13 protein-coding genes are annotated in these 15,397 nt (G+C 68.1%); all 13 read right to left on the bottom strand.

Features of this window, described 5'->3' with window-relative positions:
- Positions 1-31 precede the first annotated feature (31 nt).
- Positions 32-2,014 carry a primosomal protein N' family DNA-binding protein gene (locus QRN21_RS17740; protein ID WP_285365521.1) on the bottom strand — a complete coding sequence of 661 codons (1,983 nt, stop codon included), beginning with the start codon at positions 2,012-2,014 and terminating at the stop codon, positions 32-34.
- Positions 2,015-2,021: 7 nt separating this feature from the next.
- Positions 2,022-3,215: a methionine adenosyltransferase gene (gene metK / locus QRN21_RS17735; protein WP_053096114.1), complete on the bottom strand. Its 1,194-nt coding sequence runs from the start codon at positions 3,213-3,215 to the stop codon at positions 2,022-2,024.
- A 93-nt stretch (positions 3,216-3,308) separates the two neighbouring features.
- Positions 3,309-3,566 (bottom strand): DNA-directed RNA polymerase subunit omega, encoded by a 258-nt coding sequence (gene rpoZ / locus QRN21_RS17730; RefSeq protein WP_042536631.1) that lies wholly within the window; start codon positions 3,564-3,566, stop codon positions 3,309-3,311.
- 65 nt (positions 3,567-3,631) lie between these two features.
- A complete protein-coding gene (gene gmk / locus QRN21_RS17725; protein WP_187249657.1) occupies positions 3,632-4,540 on the bottom strand; it encodes a guanylate kinase in 909 nt (302 codons plus the stop codon).
- Complete coding sequence (pyrF, locus tag QRN21_RS17720; protein ID WP_053096118.1) at positions 4,533-5,378, bottom strand: orotidine-5'-phosphate decarboxylase; 846 nt, start codon at positions 5,376-5,378, stop codon at positions 4,533-4,535. Before pyrF ends, gmk begins: the two co-directional genes overlap by 8 nt.
- Positions 5,375-8,662: a carbamoyl-phosphate synthase large subunit gene (gene carB / locus QRN21_RS17715; protein ID WP_053096119.1), complete on the bottom strand. Its 3,288-nt coding sequence runs from the start codon at positions 8,660-8,662 to the stop codon at positions 5,375-5,377. Before carB ends, pyrF begins: the two co-directional genes overlap by 4 nt.
- Complete coding sequence (gene carA, locus QRN21_RS17710; protein WP_053096121.1) at positions 8,662-9,807, bottom strand: glutamine-hydrolyzing carbamoyl-phosphate synthase small subunit; 1,146 nt, start codon at positions 9,805-9,807, stop codon at positions 8,662-8,664. The genes carB and carA overlap by 1 nt, the downstream gene beginning before the upstream one ends.
- The gene (locus tag QRN21_RS17705) at positions 9,804-10,331 is read right to left on the bottom strand and encodes a PH-like domain-containing protein (RefSeq protein WP_056278770.1); all 528 of its coding nucleotides are present in this window, start codon (positions 10,329-10,331) and stop codon (positions 9,804-9,806) included. The genes carA and QRN21_RS17705 overlap by 4 nt, the downstream gene beginning before the upstream one ends.
- Positions 10,328-11,632 carry a dihydroorotase gene (locus QRN21_RS17700; RefSeq protein ID WP_056278771.1) on the bottom strand — a complete coding sequence of 435 codons (1,305 nt, stop codon included), beginning with the start codon at positions 11,630-11,632 and terminating at the stop codon, positions 10,328-10,330. The genes QRN21_RS17705 and QRN21_RS17700 overlap by 4 nt, the downstream gene beginning before the upstream one ends.
- A complete protein-coding gene (locus QRN21_RS17695) occupies positions 11,629-12,594 on the bottom strand; it encodes an aspartate carbamoyltransferase catalytic subunit (protein WP_053096128.1) in 966 nt (321 codons plus the stop codon). The genes QRN21_RS17700 and QRN21_RS17695 overlap by 4 nt, the downstream gene beginning before the upstream one ends.
- Positions 12,591-13,121, bottom strand: a complete 531-nt coding sequence (gene pyrR / locus QRN21_RS17690) for a bifunctional pyr operon transcriptional regulator/uracil phosphoribosyltransferase PyrR (protein WP_056278772.1) — start codon at positions 13,119-13,121, stop codon at positions 12,591-12,593. The genes QRN21_RS17695 and pyrR overlap by 4 nt, the downstream gene beginning before the upstream one ends.
- 68 nt (positions 13,122-13,189) lie before the next feature.
- Positions 13,190-13,723 (bottom strand): hypothetical protein, encoded by a 534-nt coding sequence (locus QRN21_RS17685; RefSeq protein WP_150115069.1) that lies wholly within the window; start codon positions 13,721-13,723, stop codon positions 13,190-13,192.
- A gap of 52 nt (positions 13,724-13,775) precedes the next feature.
- Positions 13,776-15,353, bottom strand: a complete 1,578-nt coding sequence (locus QRN21_RS17680) for a Rieske 2Fe-2S domain-containing protein (protein ID WP_285365516.1) — start codon at positions 15,351-15,353, stop codon at positions 13,776-13,778.
- Between the last annotated feature and the right edge of the window lie 44 nt (positions 15,354-15,397).

Here is a 15,397-nt window from a genome sequence, read left to right as displayed (position 1 = left end):
TGAAATCGGAGCGCGAGGTGGTTCTTCGCGTTCAGAGTTCCGGATCGAGGATATCGAGTCGAACCGTGAGGGCGCTCCGAGTCGACTTGCCCTTGCCCCGCCGGTTGCTGACCGCTTCGGCGACGACCGCGGCCCGCAACGTGGTGGCGACCCTGGCACCCGCGCTGTAGTCGAACCGGATCAGGGCCCTGACACGCGGCGGGTAGTCGTCAGACTCGATCGGCACCGGGCCGAGTACCGCGTCGGAGGGCAGAGCGAGCTCCTGCAGCGACGCCAGCGCTCTCGCCACGGATGCCGTCGACCCCTCGACCAGCGCGACCCTCGCAGCCGGCGGCATGTGCAACGGCGCACGTTCGGAGAGCTCGGTCCTCGCATAGGCGGACTGGCTCCAGGTGGCAAGCGCTCGCGCGATCGCTCCGTCGACGCCGACCAGATGGATGGGAGCACCGGGAGCCGCGAGTGCAGCCGCGTTCGACCACCAGCGCAGACAGGACTCGCCGATCCGCAGGTCGGGGGCCTGGAGCATCCTCGGTCCGTCGAGCAGGACCACGGCACGGTATCCGCCCTCCGCCAGCGGCTCGGCCCCCCGTGTCGCGACGACGAGGGCCGGCTTGTCGGCGACGCGCTCGACCGGATGAGCGCTGTCTGCCACGATGACCCGGATTCCGGGGAACGCCTTGCCCAGCTCATCCGCCGTCCGCTCGCTGCCCGAGGACGCGAGGCGCAGCTTGGTCGACGAGCACGCCGGGCACGCCCACGCTCGGGCTCCCCTGCCGCACCAGGCGCACACCGGCACGGCACCACGGTGCTTGGCTCCGAGCGGTCCGCCGCAGTGGGCGCACCATGCAGGCGCCCGGCATTCGGCGCAGACCAGCGACGGGGCGAACCCCGGTCGAGACACCTGCACCAGCACCGGTCCCTCGGCTGCGGCATTGCGCGCGGAGAGGAACGCGGACGACGGCATCCGCTGTGCAGTCGGAGCATCCATCTCCTGGGGTGTGCTGAGGATCACGCGCGGCAGCACCCGACGCGCGGCCCGGACATCCTGCAGCCATCCGTGGGCGACGAGGCGTTCGACGTCGGTGGTGCGGGTGTGGCCGACGAACAGCAGTGCGGATCCCTCCTGCTCCTGACGGAGGAGAGCAGCGTCCCGTGCGTTGATGTACGGCGCGAGCGGCTCGCCGAGGAGAGGATCGCCGTCGTCCCACACAGCGACGACGCCCGCACGAACCGGCGCGTACACCGCAGAACGATTGCCCACCACGATGCACGGCGCGTCCTCGAGCGAGCGGAGGAACGCGCGGTACCGATCGGGGTTCGTCTGGCGCGAGTCGAAGCGCACGACGGCCTGGTCAGGGACATACGAGCCGAGAGCGGCGAGCAGCTGATCGAGGTCGCGGTGGTCAGGCACGACGAGAACACTGGAGTGGCCCGCTGCCAGCGTCCGCGCCGCTGCGGACGCGAGAAGAGCCGCCCACCCGGGATCGTCATGATGGCGCACGGGGATCGCCTCGACCGCGGCCCGGCCGCCCGCATCGAGCACATCGGAGAGCGAGTCGTAGGACGCGATCAGCTCGGATGCGGCCGAGAGTGCTTCGTCTGATGGGGCGAGCTCCGGGGAGTCGTCGCTCCAGGCCTTCTCCACCCGCACCTGGCGCTTCGGGATGACGAGCCGCAGGACGTCGGAGGCGGAGCCCGCAGCGCGATCGGCGGCGCGGCGCGCGAGGCGGTAGAGACGCTCCGGAAGCACCGCCACAGGGGATACGACGCTGTCGACCTCGGACAGTGGCCTGTCGCCATCGTGTTCGGTGTCGAGTTCGACGACGTAGCCGTCGATGACACGACCGGCGGTACGCAGGGGCACACGCACGCGCACGCCCAGAGGGACGTCTCCGAGCTCCGCAGGCACGGCGTAGTCGAAGAGACGATCCAACTGTGGAAGCGGCGAGTCCAAGAGCACGCGCGCGATCCTCCGACTCTGCGATGTCAGAGGAGAAGGGACGCCATCAGGCATGCGGCCCTCAGAGTCCTGCAGCGCGCCGCAGCTCTTCCGCGCGGTCGGTGCGCTCCCACGTGAACTCCGGCAACTCCCGTCCGAAGTGCCCGTAGGCGGCGGTCTGCGCGTAGATCGGGCGCAGGAGGTCGAGCTGCTCGATGATCGCCTGGGGACGCAGATCGAAGACCTCGTCGATGGCGCGCGTGATCACCTCGTCGGACACCTTGCCGGTGCCGAATGTCTCGACGTAGAGACCGACCGGACGAGCGACCCCGATCGCGTAGGCGACCTGGACCTCGAGACGGTCGGCGAGTCCTGCGGCGACCGCGTTCTTGGCCACCCAGCGCGTGGCATAGGCGCCGGAGCGGTCGACCTTCGACGGATCCTTGCCGCTGAAGGCACCGCCACCATGTCGCGCCGCTCCGCCGTAGGTGTCGATGATGATCTTGCGTCCGGTGAGTCCGGCATCGCCCTTGGGGCCGCCCGTCACGAACGGACCGGCGGGGTTGATGTAGTACGTGAGGTCGCCGAGATCGAGCCCCGTGGAGGCCAGGATCGGATCGATCACGTGCTCGCGCACCTGAGCCTTGAGGTCGTCCTGCGAGATGTCGGGGTGGTGCTGGGTCGACAGCACGACGGCATCCACGGTCTTGGGGGTGAAGCCCTCATATCCGAGAGTGACCTGGGTCTTGCCGTCCGGGCGCAGGAACGGCAGCGCACCCGATCGTCGGACCTCGCTGAGCCGCTCCGCGATGCGATGCGCGGTCCACGCAGCCATGGGCATGAGCTGCGGGGTCTCGTTCGTCGCGAAGCCGAACATGATGCCCTGGTCGCCAGCGCCGAGGCCGTCGAGAGGATCGATGGAGCCGCCGTCGCGGTGCTCCTGGGCGTTGTCGACGCCGTGGGCGATGTCGGTCGACTGCTCTCCCACCGAGATGCTCACACCGCAGGAGTCTCCGTCGAAGCCGGTCTCGCTCGAGGTGTAGCCGATGCCGTTGACCACCTGGCGGACGATCGTCGGGATGTCGACGTACGCCTCGGTGCGGATCTCGCCGGCGACGTGGACGAGACCGGTGGTCACCAGCGTCTCGACGGCCACCCGGGAGCCGGGGTCTTTCGCGATGAGTCCGTCGAGGATGCTGTCCGAGATCTGGTCGCAGATCTTGTCGGGGTGCCCCTCGGTGACGGACTCGGACGTGAACAGACGCAGCGCGCTCATCAGGGCTCCAGAACGGAATCGGACAGCAGGAAGGGGGTGGCTCCCATGATGGACCGCACCGCCGACATCAGTCGGCGGTGCGGTCATCGGACGTCACTCGGCGTGACGGAGGCGGAGCTTGTCCTCGTTGATCTCGTGCAGAGCGATGGTCAGCGGCTTGTCCTCGACGGACGAGTCGACGAGCGGCCCGACGTTGTCGAACAGGTTGCCCTCGTGGAGGTCGGAGTAGTAGTCGTTGATCTGACGGGCGCGCTTGGCGGCGTAGATCACGAGCTCGTACTTCGAGTCGACCCGGTCGAGCAGGTTGTCGATGGGGGGATCGATGATTCCGTTGGTGTGGTGTCCGGCCATGGTGGGACCTCCTGATCAGGCGACGGGATCGTCGCGAAGACGGTGATGCGGGCGCGCGAAGACGCTCAGCGCGCAGAGCTCGAAGACAATTCTACGACCTCCGCGGCCGCAGCGGCGACGTCCTCGTTCACGATGAGGTGGTCGAACTCGTTCTGCGCCGCCAATTCGACCTTCGCGGTGCGCAGTCTGCGAGCTCGTTCCTCCGCGCCCTCCGTGCCTCGTCCGACCAGCCGCTGGACGAGTTCGTCCCAGGTCGGAGGCAGCAGGAAGATGAGCGTGGCTGCAGGCTCCGCCTTGCGCACCTGGCGCGCGCCCTGCAGGTCGATCTCGAGCAGCACGGTCTTGCCTGCAGCGAGAGCGGCGTCGATCGGAGCCCGCGGCGTGCCGTAGCGCGACTTGTTGTGGACGACGGCGTACTCCAGGAGTTCGTCGTCGGCGATCAGCCGGTCGAACTCCGCATCGTCGACGAAGTAGTAGTGCACGCCGTCGATCTCGCCAGGTCGCGGTGCGCGCGTCGTCGCCGAGACCGACAGATGGATCTCGGGGTTGTGCTCACGGATGTGGGCGGCGACGGTACCTTTGCCGACTGCCGTGGGCCCGGCGAGCACGAGCAGACGGCTTCGTGCGCCACGCGGCTCGAGCAGAGGGAAGCGCGCGTCGAGCCACTGCGAGAGCGCCACCCGCTGGCGGACGCCGAGCCCTCCCAGTCGCTTGACCGGCGAGATGTGCAGCTCTGCCAGGATGCGGTCGCGCTTGCCCGCGCCGATCGCGGGGAGAGCGAGCAGGAAGTCGGTGATGCGCATGGACCCCTCGACCGAGTCCGGGTCTGCGGTCGCCCGCTCGAGCACGGCCTGCGGTGTCACGACACGCGTGGTCAGATCGCGCTTGAGCGATGCGCGGGCGCGGCGTCGTTCGACCGCCTTGCGTGCGGCGGCAGCGCGGTCGACCTCGGGGACGGGACGGGACTCAGCCACGGCCGGCCTCCCTGTACTCTGCGACGCGGGCGTCGATGGCGGCGGCGAGACCGGCGGGTCCGGCCGAGAGGATGCTGCGGCTCTCGCTCGCGATGACGGCGGCGCTCATCGAACCGAACCGGCGGTGCAGGTCTGACGGCGTCGCACCCTGCGTGCCGAATCCCGGAGCGAGGATGGGTGCCACCGGTGCGAAGGCGGCGATGCCGGCATCCGTCCAGTCCACGGTCGCGCCGATGACGAAGCCGAAGCTCCCCCACTCCCCTGCGGGCGTGTGCTCGGTGTTGCGCGCCGAGACGACCGAGACGATGTCAGCCGAGACGGCACGGCCGGTCTCGGAGATCGAGCGCTGCAGCACCTCGGCTTCGGGGTTGCTCGTGGCAGCCAGCACGAACAGACCCTTGTCGTGCTGATCGGCGAGGGCGAAGGCGCCGTCGAGCGCGCCGACACCCAGGAACGGGTTCACGGTGAGGGCGTCGGCCTCGAGCGGAGACCCCGGGGTGAGCCAGGCAGCCGCGTAGGCGTCCATGGTCGACCCGATGTCGCCGCGCTTGGCATCCGCGATCACGAGGAGGCCGGCGTCCCTCGCAGCCGCGATGACCTCTTCGAGCGCCGCGAATCCTGCGGATCCGAAGCGCTCGAAGAACGACACCTGAGGCTTCACGATCGCGGCACGGCCCGCCGCGGCCTCGACCGTGCGCAGCCCGAACTCCCGGACGCCCGAGGCGTCGTCGCCGAGGCCCCAGGATCCGAGCAGGGCGGCGTGCGGGTCGATGCCCACGCACAGCGGGCCGTGCGCCGCGAGGGCGACACGGACCCGTTCGCCGAAGCGTGCGCTCACACTGCGGCCTTCCGGTCGAGGGCGTACTCCTGCAGGCTCTTCACCTGGAAGCCCTCGTGTGCTGCGTCCATACCGCTCACGGCGGCGCCGAGCACCGCCATCGTGGTGAACAGCGCCTTGTCGGCCGCGACAGCCGCCGCCCGGATCTCATAGCCGTCTGCACGCGCCGCGCCCCCGGACGGCGTGTTCACGACGATGTCGATCGAGCCGTCGTTGATGAGGTCGACGATGTTCGTCGCGCCGGACTCCTGGGTCTCGCTGTACTTCTCGACCACCGTCACCGCGATGCCGTTGCGCGAGAGGATCTCGGCAGTGCCCTCGGTGGCCACGATCGTGAACCCCAGCTGCTGCAGGCGATGCGCCGGCAGGATCACGGCGCGCTTGTCGGAGTCCGCGACCGAGATGAACACCGTGCCGGAGGTCGGCATTCCGCCGTACGCGGCCGCCTGGCTCTTGGCGAACGCGGTCGGGAAGTCGCGGTCGATGCCCATGACCTCGCCGGTCGAGCGCATCTCCGGGCCGAGGATCGAGTCGACGGTCTTGCCGTCGGCCGTACGGAACCGCTTGAACGGAAGCACGGCCTCCTTGACCGAGACGGGGGCGTCGAGGGGCACTCGCGAGCCGTCCTGCTCGGGCAGCATGCCCTCGGCGCGGAGCTCCGCGATCGTCGACCCCACCATCACACGGCTCGCGGCCTTGGCCATCGGGATGCCCAGCGCCTTCGAGACGAAGGGCACGGTGCGGCTCGCGCGCGGGTTCGCCTCGATCACGTAGAGGACGCCGGCGCTGATCGCGAACTGCACGTTGAGCAGGCCACGGACGCCCACGCCCTTCGCGATCGCGAGTGTCGCCTCGCGCACCCGGTCGATGTCGGTGCGGCCGAGCGAGACGGGCGGAAGGGTGCAGCTCGAGTCGCCCGAGTGGATGCCGGCCTCTTCGAGGTGCTCCATCACGCCGCCGATGAACAGTTCGGTGCCGTCGTAGAGGGCGTCGACATCGAGCTCGATCGCGTCATCGAGGAAGCGATCGACGAGCAGGGGCTTGCCCTCCTCGATGATGACCTCGCCCGCCGTGCGCACGAAGTACTCGCGCAGCGACTCGGAGCTGTAGACGATCTCCATGCCGCGTCCGCCGAGCACGAAGCTCGGACGCACGAGCACCGGGTATCCGATCTCCTCGGCGACGGCCACCGCGCCGTCCGCGTCCACAGCGGTGCCGTGGCGCGGGGCGATGAGGCCTGCCGTGTCGAGCAGCTGCGAGAACAGCTCGCGCTCCTCGGCGATGTCGATGGCCTCCGGGCTGGTGCCGAGCACCTGGTAGCCGGCTGCCTCGATGCCCTTTGCGAGCCCCAGCGGCGTCTGGCCGCCGAGCTGGCAGACGACTCCGAGGATGGTGCCGCTCGCGGCTTCCGCGTCGAGCACCTCCAGCACGTCCTCCAGCGTGAGCGGCTCGAAGTAGAGCCGGTCGGACGTGTCGTAGTCGGTGGACACCGTCTCGGGGTTGCAGTTGACCATGATGGTCTCGAAGCCGGCATCCGAGAGGGCGAACGACGCGTGCACGCACGAGTAGTCGAACTCGACGCCCTGACCGATGCGGTTCGGACCCGATCCGATGATCACGACCTTGGTGCGATCGGACGGTGTGACCTCGGTCTCGAAGTCGTAGCTCGAGTAGTGGTAAGGCGTGAGAGCCGGGAACTCGCCGGCGCAGGTGTCGACGGTCTTGAACACCGGACGGATGCCGAGTCCGTGGCGCACGCCGCGGATCTCCGCTTCCTTCTCGCCGCGGAGCTCCGCGATCTGCGCGTCGGAGAAGCCGTGCTCCTTGGCGTAGCGCAGCGTGGCCGCGTCGAGCTCCGGTGCCGTGCGCACGATCTCGGCGACCTCGTTGATCAGGACGATCTGGTCGATGAACCAGGGATCGATCGCCGTGGCCTCGAACGCCTGCTCGACCGTCGCGCCCTTGCGCAGCGCCTGCTGGAGGGTGACGATCCGACCGTCCGTCGGGACCTTCGAGATCTCGAGCAGCTCGTCGACGGAACGGCTCTCCGCGCCCCAGTGGAAGCTGGAACCACGCTTCTCGAGCGAGCGCAGCGCCTTCTGCAGCGCGGTCGCGTAGTTGCGGCCGATCGCCATCGCCTCGCCGACCGACTTCATGGTGGTCGTCAGCGTCGCGTCAGCGGCCGGGAACTTCTCGAACGCGAACCGCGGAACCTTGACGACTACATAGTCGAGCGTGGGTTCGAAGCTCGCGGGGGTGACACCCGTGATGTCGTTCGGGATCTCATCGAGACGGTAGCCGAGCGCCAGCTTCGCGGCGAGCTTCGCGATCGGGAACCCCGTGGCCTTGGAGGCCAGGGCGCTCGAGCGCGAGACGCGAGGGTTCATCTCGATGACGATGATGCGCCCGTTGCTCGGGTCGATGGCGAACTGGATGTTGCAGCCGCCGGTGTCGACGCCCACCGCGCGGATGATGTCGATGCCGATGTCTCGGAGCTTCTGGTATTCGCGGTCCGTGAGCGTCAGAGCGGGAGCCACGGTGATCGAGTCGCCCGTGTGGACGCCGACGGGGTCGACGTTCTCGATCGAGCAGACGACCACCGTGTTGTCGGCGGTGTCGCGCATGAGCTCGAGCTCGTACTCCTTCCAGCCGAGGATCGACTCCTCCAGGAGCACCTCCGTGGTCGGAGAGTCGCGCAGACCGGCACCGCCGATGCGACGCAGATCCGCCTCGTCGTAGGCGAAGCCGGACCCGAGACCGCCCATCGTGAACGAGGGGCGCACGACGAGCGGGTAGCCCAGCTCGGCCGCTCCCTCGAGCAGGTCGTCCATGGTGTGCGCGATGATGCTGCGGGCGACGTCGGCGCCGGCATCGAGGACGAGCTGCTTGAAGATCTGGCGGTCCTCGCCCTTGTTGATGGCTTCGAAGCTCGCACCGATCAGCTCGACGTCGTACTTCTCGAGGATGCCGTGGTTGTGCAGCTCGATCGCGGCGTTCAGGGCCGTCTGCCCGCCGAGGGTCGGCAGGATCGCGTCGGGACGCTCCTTCGCGATGATCGTCTCGATGACCTGCCAGGTGATCGGCTCGATGTACGTCGCGTCGGCGAAGTCGGGGTCGGTCATGATCGTCGCCGGGTTGGAGTTGACCAGGATGACCCTCACGCCCTCCTCGCGCAGGACGCGGCAGGCCTGGGTGCCGGAGTAGTCGAACTCGCACGCCTGACCGATGACGATCGGGCCGGAGCCGATGACGAGAACGGAGTTGATGTCGTCGCGCTTGGGCATTACTTGGTGTCCTTCTTGCTGGCGATGACCATGTCACGGAACCGGTCGAAGAGATAGTTGGCGTCGTGCGGTCCGGCCGCAGCCTCCGGGTGGTACTGCACCGAGAACGCCGGGATGTCGAGAGCGCGGAGGCCCTCGACCACGTTGTCGTTCAGGCCGATGTGACTGACCTCGACCTTGCCGTAGCCGTGGGGGCTGTCGAACGAGCCCTCCAGCGGCGCCTCCACGGCGAACCCGTGGTTGTGCGCGGTGATCTCGACGCGTCCGGTGGACTTGTCGAGTACGGGCTGGTTGATGCCGCGGTGCCCGAACGGCAGCTTGTAGGTGCCGAGACCCAGCGCCCTGCCGAGCAGCTGGTTGCCGAAGCAGATGCCGAAGAAGGGCAGCCCGTCGTCGAGCACCGAGCGCAGCAGCTCGACGTGGTCGCCGGAGGCTGCGGGGTCGCCAGGGCCGTTCGAGTAGAAGACGGCGACGGGATCGATCGCACGGATGTCATCGATCGTGACGTTCTGAGGCAGGACGTGCACCTCGAAGCCACGGGCCGCCAGGTTGTCGATCGTGGCCTGCTTGACGCCGAGGTCGAGGACGGCGAGATTGCCGACCCGCTCGCCCATCGCCGTCGTGACCGTGGCGACGTCGACCGAGACCTGCGCCGAGAGGTTCTGACCGGCCATCTGAGGCGCCTCGCGCACGAGGCGCAGCTGCTCGTCGGCGTCGATCTGCGCGGCCTCGCCCGAGAAGACGCCGCCGCGCATAGACCCGGCAGAGCGGATGTGCCGCGTGATCGATCGGGTGTCGATGCCGCTGATGCCGACGATGCCGTCCCGCTCGAGGATCTCGTCCAGCGAAGCGGTCGCACGCCAGTTCGAGACGACTCGTGACGGGTCGCGCACGATGTAGCCGGCGACCCAGATGCGACGGGACTCGGGGTCCTCGTCGTTCATGCCGGTGTTGCCGATGTGCGGGGCCGTCTGCAGGACGATCTGGCCCGCGTACGACGGGTCGGTGAGCGTCTCCTGGTATCCGGACATGCCGGTCGAGAAGACGACCTCGCCGAAGGTGGTGCCCAGCGCGCCGTATGCACGGCCGACGTGGCGGGTCCCGTCTTCGAGGACGAGGACGGCGGGTTCGGGGAGGGCTGTCATGACGTTGCTCCTGTGTCGGGGGCGGCGCTGTCGTCCGTGGCGGGGACGAGGCGCTGCAGTTCTGAGATGAAGTTCTGGGGATCGCCGTCGGTGACCCGGAGATACGAGTCGACGATCGTGTCGTCGTCCGCATTCCAGGCGACGCGGACGAGTCCACCCGGTTCGACGACGCGGTCGATCGTCACCGTGGCGCGGTCGACGCTCGCGAGTCGTGCAGAGGCGAGGAAGACGGTCGGCGCACCGTCGAGGCAGAGTGCGAGTCCGCGATCGGTGACCGCAGCCTCTCCCCTGGCGCGATAGGCGAGCGGCCGGATGGCGAGGCGCTCCAGCGGCTGATCGTGCTTCGTCGTCGAGACGTAGAGCACCTCGTGACGGTCGAGGACCTCCGCATGCTCCGGCACGCCCAAGGGAGCCGCCAGACCCGAGTCGCGTCGGAGTCGTCGGCGCCACGCCGTGAACATGGCGACCAGGACGAGTGCCGCCACGGCGATCGTGATCGCGATGGCGATGTCGCGCGTGCTCATGCGTTCAGCTCCTCGACCACGGATCCGCCGTCGACCGTCAGCAGCCCGCGGTGGATCGTGAACTCGACGCGGCCGGGGAGGTCGCGACCGAGGTACGGCGAGTTCACACTCCGACCGTGCAGGTCGGATTCGGTGAAGACGCCGGCGGCGGACGGGTCGTAGAGGGTGATCTGCGCAGCAGCACCGGCCTGCAGGGGCAGCCCATGATCGGACAGACGTCCGATCCGTGCGGGGGCCGCACTCATCACCCGGGCGACGTCCTCCCAGCCGATCAGGCCGGTCTGCACCATCGACTGGTGCACGACGCGCAGGGCGCTCTCGAGTCCGACCATGCCGTTGGCTGCGGCCTGCCACTCGCACGACTTGTGCTCGCTCGGGTGCGGGGCGTGATCGGTCGCCACGATGTCGATGGTGCCGTCGGCGAGGCCCTCGCGCACCGCCATGACGTCTTCCTCACGGCGCAGCGGCGGGTTGACCTTGTAGCGGGCGTCGTAGCCGCGCACCAGTTCATCGGTGAGCAGGAGGTGGTGCGGGGTGACCTCGGCCGTGACGTTGATCCCCCGCTTCTTCGCCCAGCGGATGATGTCGACAGAGCCTGCGGTCGACAGGTGGCACACGTGCAGTCGGGATCCGACATGCTCCGCGAGGAGCACATCGCGAGCGATGATCGACTCCTCCGCGACCGCCGGCCATCCGGCGAGTCCGAGCTCGGCCGACACGGTGCCCTCGTTCATCTGGGCGCCCTCGGTGAGGCGTGGATCCTGAGCGTGCTGCGCGATGACTCCGTCGAACGACTTCACATACTCGAGTGCGCGCCGCATGATCAGCGGATCGAAGACGCAGAAGCCGTCGTCGCTGAAGACGCGCACCTGGGCGCGCGAGGTGGCCATCGCACCGAGTTCGGCGAGGCGCTCGCCCTTCTGCCCCACGGTGACGGCGCCGATGGGCTGCACGGTCGCGTACCCGGCGGCCTCGCCCAGGGCGAGCTCCTGCTCGACCACACCGGCCGTGTCCGCGACCGGCGAGGTGTTCGGCATCGCGAACACCGCCGTGAACCCGCCTGCCGCCGCAGCACGGGTCCCGGTGAGGATCGTCTCGGAGGCTTCGTAGCCCGGCTCCCGGAGGTGGGTGTGCAGGTCGACGAGTCCGGGAAGGGCCACCAGGCCGTCGGCGTCGATGACTCGCGCACCGGAGCGGCTCAGTCCGGTGCCGATCTCGGAGATCTGCCCGTTCTCCACGATGATGTCGGCGCGCTCGGCACCGAGAAGCTGTGCTCCGGTGATGACGAGGGTCTCGCTCACTGGTCTCCCCCTCGTTCGTCGTCTCGTTCTCCTGCAAGGAGCAGGTACAGCACCGCCATGCGGATGGACACCCCGTTCGTCACCTGTTCCAGCACTGTCGAGCGCGGGGAATCTGCGGCTTCGGAGGATATCTCCAACCCTCGGTTCATGGGTCCGGGGTGCATCACAATGCTACCGTCCGGAAGGCCGGCCACACGCAGTGCGTCCAGACCCCATCGCCTGGAATACTCCCGCTCAGTGGGGAAATATGCAGCGCTCATCCGTTCGAGCTGGATGCGGAGCATCATCACGGCGTCCGGACCGTCCGCCAGAGCCTGATCGAGGTCGTAGACGACCTTCGCAGGCCAGAGCGAGACGTTCTGCGGCACCAGGGTGGGCGGCGCGACCAGGGTGACCTCGGCGCCGAGCGTGGCGAGCAGCCAGACGTTCGACCGTGCGACGCGGGAGTGGAGCACGTCGCCGACGATCACGACCCGGATGCCGGCGAGATCACGACCGCGGCTGTCGGCGCCGAAGCGCCGTTTGCGGATCGTGAACGCGTCGAGGAGAGCCTGGGTCGGATGCTCGTGCGTGCCGTCGCCGGCGTTCACGACTCCGGCGGAGATCCACCCGCTGGTCGCGAGGGTCTGCGGGGCGCCGGAGGCGGGATGGCGGATGACGACCGCATCCGCTCCCATCGCCTGCAGCGTCTGGGCGGTGTCCTTGAGGCTCTCGCCCTTCGACACGCTCGAGCCCTTGGCTGCGAAGTTGATCACATCGGCTGAGAGGCGCTTCGCAGCGGCTTCGAAGGAGATGCGGGTGCGGGTCGAGTCCTCGAAGAACAGATTCACGACCGTCTTGCCGCGAAGGGTCGGAAGCTTCTTGACCTCGCGCGACTGGGTGTCGGACATGTCCTCGGCGACATCGAGGATGCGCAGAGCCGACTCTCGGTCGAGGGTGCGGGTATCCAGCAGGTGTCTCATGCTTCGATCGTCACCTCTTCGGTGCCGTCGTGCTCGGTCAGCCGGACGTTGACGCGCTCCTGGCGAGACGACGGGATGTTCTTGCCGACGAAGTCGGGGCGGATCGGGAGTTCCCGGTGGCCGCGATCGACGAGGATCGCGAGGCGGACGATCGACGGGCGACCGATCGACTGCAGCGCGTCGAGTGCGGCGCGGATGCTGCGGCCGGAGAACAGCACGTCGTCGACGAGGACGACGGTCCTGCCGTCGATCCCGCCGGCAGGGATGTCCGTGGGCCGCGGAGAACGCGTCGGCTGCGAGGCGAGGTCGTCACGGAAGAGGGTGACGTCCAAAGCCCCCACCGGAACGGTGGTCTGCGCGATGGCGCCGATCGCTGCGGACAGGCGGTGGGCGAGAGTGACGCCGCGGGTCGGAATGCCCAGCAGGACGAGGTTCTCAGCCCCTCGATTGGATTCGAGGATCTCGTGCGCGATACGGGTGAGAGCCCGCGAGATATCGGCTTCGTGCAGCACGGTTCGTGCAGACATCGGCCGCTCCCTTCTCCGCCTCACAGGACGGTGTTAAAGGTTGCTTGATGGCACCAGTCTAGCGTGCGTCAGTGCCAGCCCAGGACCTCTCGGACGACCGCCTGCGAGACGGGGGAACCGTCATCCGGGACTCCGGCGAGCGATTCGTGCGAGAGCATCGCGCCTTCCAGGCCCGCTGCCGCGGTGATCTGCTCGAGGGCGTCGCGCACGCGAGGAGCCGCGGCTCTCGAGTAGGGCGGCGCACCGCGACGCGAGGTGTGGGGAAAGACGATCAGCTCCGACACGAGGGGTCCGACGGGACGGGAGGCGACGACGACCAGCGTCGGCGACAGCACACGCTGGAACGCCCGGGGGACGGGGAACGGGAGTTCGTCGATCACGAGCCCGAGCAGTGCGCGCCTCTTCGACTTCTCCTCGTCCCCGATCTCCAGCGCGACGGCCGTCCACTCGGATCCGCGGCCTCTCAGCTTCTCGTCGAAGCCATCATGCCGTTGCTCGAAACCGGCGTCCTCGAGGAATTCCACGGCCACCCGGATCAGCCGTTCCGGCGTGGAGCGGGTGATCCATCGAGCCCCGCGGAGAGGCCCCGTGAACATCGGCATCGGCGTTCGAGCGTCGCGCCCCGATCCGTGCGGGTGCGAGGAACGAACCACGTCAGCTGGCCTCGCGAAGCACTGCGTCGGTGACCTCGTCGATCTTCGTGGAGCGGATCGGGTGGCCGCTCGTCGACAGGCAGCGGCCTGTGTTGAGGTCCCACTTCCAGTCGTGCATGCTGCAGGTCAGGATGCCGTCGTCGTCGACCTTTCCGGTCTTGGTCAGGTCGGCGCGCAGGTGGGGGCAGCGACGCTGCACGACCCAGTCGCCGATCTCGGCATCCTCGGTCTGGTCCGTCTGCTCCTGATACCAGTTCTCGACGTACTCGATGCGATCGACCGAGAGGCACTTGAGGAATGTCGTGAGGAACTCGTTGAACTTTCCGCTGCGCCCCACCTCGAACTGCATCGAGAGGAAGATCGAGTTCGACCAGTCGATCTCGTGGTCGCGGATGTTCGTCGAGACGAGGTCGGCGGGGATCGTGTACCAGTAGATGCACTCCTCGCCCGCGTACTCGCGAACCTTCGCGCGGGGGAAGTCCACGACCATGTCGAGGTCGCCGATCCTGAAGCGCACGCATCCCCCGACTCCGAGTCGGATGGTGCGCGACTTCTTCAGCAGCGGCTCCCACCAGGTCTTCAGCTCCTCGAGCATCTCGGCGGCGGGCATGACCTCGGCGCGCGACGCCTCCTCGTCACGGATCTCCCGCTGTCGGGAGGCGCGCTGCTCCTCGAGGTAGTCCCACTTCTCGTCGAAGATGTGGGCGAGCTCGGCCTCGGTGTAGAGCGACTGCTCGGTGGACACGGAGCCGCCCTCGACGGTGACCACCGTGCCCGGCACGAACAGATGTCCGTCGTACTGGGGCGAGAGCTCCTTCATGTGGGCCAGGAACTGCTTCTGGTCGGTGAAGATCGATTCGCCGTTGCGGCCGACTCCGTTGAAATCGAAGAGGTCGTCGCGCAGGAACATCGGCGGACCGGCCATCGGGAAGACATGAGGGGCGTCCACCTTGTCGATGTAGTACATCGCCCGCTTGTTCTGCGCGTCGCGCTTGAGCTTCGCGAAGTTCTGCTTCGCATCCAGCGGCAGGTCATAGACCATGGGCCACCAGATCGCACCCGAGACCTGAGTGAAGTACGCGTCGGGCTTGCCGAAGTGCATCAGCGTGTCGAGATCGAGAGGGTGCGAGTCGTTCTGGTTGAGCACCGAGCCGGTGCCGTCGTCGACGCTCAGCGACGAGTCTCCGATGGGTCCGTCGCTCGGAGCGCGCAGCGGAGTGATCATGATCTTCAGATCGCCGCGCTCGATGATCTCGCCGGCCGGGGCGTAGGTGATGTTCGTGTAGCCCAGCGCCCTGATGTCCTGCTCGAGGTCATCGATCGGGTACTCGGGCAGCAGCACCTCGATGTCCTTGCGGATGTAGCGCTCGAGGAGCCGGGGATCGAAGTGGTCGCGGTGCCGGTGCGAGATGTACAGGAAGTCCGCTTCGCGTCCGAAACGCTCCCAGTCGAGCCCGCGGTTGTCGGGGAACGGGAACCACGAGCCGAAGAACGAGGGCCCGAGAACCGGGTCGCAGATGATGTTCCCGCCGACCGTCTCGATGAACATCCCGGCGTGGCCGAGTCCCGTGATCCGCATGCATTCCTCCTGAAGTGAACCGTTCGATTCTACCGACGGGGTCC

The organism is Microbacterium sp. LMC-P-041, assembly GCF_030209555.1.
Taxonomy (GTDB): domain Bacteria; phylum Actinomycetota; class Actinomycetes; order Actinomycetales; family Microbacteriaceae; genus Microbacterium.
Note: the sequence above shows the minus strand (reverse complement) of the source record. Positions and strands in the feature narration are given on the sequence as shown.